Origin of the sequence: Halobacterium sp. KA-6 (assembly GCF_021029015.1) — an archaeon.
Taxonomy (GTDB): Archaea; Halobacteriota; Halobacteria; order Halobacteriales; family Halobacteriaceae; genus Halobacterium.
Window position 1 is genome coordinate 1 of sequence record NZ_JAJJZH010000032.1, and the last position, 1,724, is coordinate 1,724.

General features: G+C 61.3%; 3 protein-coding genes. All 3 read left to right on the top strand.

Annotated features, from left to right (window positions below):
* The first annotated feature begins 74 nt into the window (after nt 1-74).
* Nucleotides 75-479: a helix-turn-helix domain-containing protein gene (locus LPA46_RS18605; RefSeq protein ID WP_230893803.1), complete on the top strand. Its 405-nt coding sequence runs from the start codon at nt 75-77 to the stop codon at nt 477-479.
* Between the two features lie 175 nt (nt 480-654).
* Nucleotides 655-1,014 carry a thioredoxin gene (gene trxA / locus LPA46_RS18610; protein WP_230893804.1) on the top strand — a complete coding sequence of 120 codons (360 nt, stop codon included), beginning with the start codon at nt 655-657 and terminating at the stop codon, nt 1,012-1,014.
* The coding region (locus LPA46_RS18615) for an NAD(P)/FAD-dependent oxidoreductase (RefSeq protein ID WP_230893805.1) at nt 1,015-1,724 on the top strand (710 nt) is incomplete at its 3' end. It lies immediately after the preceding gene.

Sequence of the window (1,724 nt, forward strand, 5' to 3'; positions counted from 1 at the left end):
CCGCTATAGCGCACAATTGTGCAATCCATACAAAAATCTTATAACTGCACAGCCCCTACGATTGAGTGATACTAATGCCAGATTCGATGTCCGAACAACTCCGTCAGGATATGGAGTGTGAGGGGCTGCTGGAGTGTTTCCACGGCCTCAAGGAACTCGACAAAGAGTGCTTTCAAGCGCTCGTCGAGGCCGAGGAACCGATGACTGTCGACGAACTCGCGGATGCCGTCGACCGGGAGCGCTCGACGGCCTACCGGGCCGTTCAGCGGCTCCTCCAGACGGGGTTCATCGAGAAGGAACAAGTCAACTACGAGCAGGGCGGCTACTACCACGTCTACTCGCCGAACAACCCGACTCAGATTACAGATGACATGCAGCGCATGCTCAACGACTGGTACGCGAAGATGGGCCAGCTCATCCAGGAGTTCGAGACGAAGTACGAACAGTCCGATGGCGCACCCCAATCTGCCGAAAGCTAACGTTTCTTCTCCTGACGGCGCGTATCTCTGTGTTCCTACGGATTTGACTGGTCATCTGATTTTCCCTGGTACTGATGGCCGCGAGCGGTTACGGTGTGGTAGGTGAGTTACCGACCAGTAGTATTGTGCAGCCCGTCCAAAACTCTTAACTTCTGTACTCGCCTACTACCGTGTGATGGCAACCGATACTGGAGTCACGACTGGCACCGAATCGCCTGACGAACCGCTCTACGTGAACGGGCAGGCAGAACTCGACGACGTCACCAGCGACAACGACGTCGTGCTCGCGGACTTCTACGCCGATTGGTGTGGGCCCTGCCAGATGCTCGAACCCGTCGTCGAAACGCTCGCCGAAGACACCGACGCGGCCGTCGCAAAAATCGACGTCGACGAGAATCCAGCCCTCGCTAGTGCGTACGGCGTCCGGGGCGTTCCCACGCTGATTCTGTTCGCCGACGGTGAACAGGCCGAGGAAGTCGTCGGTCTCCAGGGAGAAGACCAACTCCGAACGCTCATCGAGAGCTACACCGAGTAAATGACTCAGGACATCCACGACCTCGTCATCGCCGGGTCAGGAATCGCCGGCCTCTCGGCAGCCGTCTACGCTGCGCGGGCCGACCTCGACCCCCTCGTTCTCGAGGGCGACGAGCCGGGCGGCCAGCTCACGCTGACGACCGACGTCGAGAACTATCTCGGCTTCCCCAACGGCGTCGGCGGCATGGATCTCGTCCAGCGCGGCAAAGAACAGGCCGAGCAGTTCGGCGCGCAGTTCGAACACGGTCGCATCGAGGACGCGAACTTGGACGGTCAGCCGCTGGAGCTATCGCTGTCGACCGGCGACACGATCTACACGCGGTCGCTGATCGTCGCGACCGGTGCGAGCGCGCGCTGGGTCGGTGCCGAGAACGAGGACGAACTGATGGGGCAGGGACTGTCGACGTGTGCGACCTGTGACGGCGCGTTCCACCGCGGCGACGACGTGCTCGTCGTCGGTGGCGGCGACAGCGCGATGGAGGAGGCATTGTTCCTCACGAAGTTCGCCGACTCCGTGACGGTCGTCCACCGCCGCGAGGAGCTGCGAGCTTCGGAAATCATGGCCGACCGTGCCCGCGACCACGAGGACGTCCAGTTCCGCTGGAACACAGAACTCGAAGCCATCCACGGCTCCCAAGCGGACGGCGTTACCGGCGCCACGCTCGTCTCCCATCCCAGAGAGAAAGGCGAGTCCGGTGTCGACGTCGAGCG

Bases quoted from the DNA above. Each gene is read 5' to 3' on its own strand.
- LPA46_RS18605 (WP_230893803.1), top strand. From the start codon at position 75: ATGCCAGATTCGATGTCCGAACAACTCCGTCAGGATATGGAGTGTGAG.
- trxA (WP_230893804.1), top strand. From the start codon at position 655: ATGGCAACCGATACTGGAGTCACGACTGGCACCGAATCGCCTGACGAA.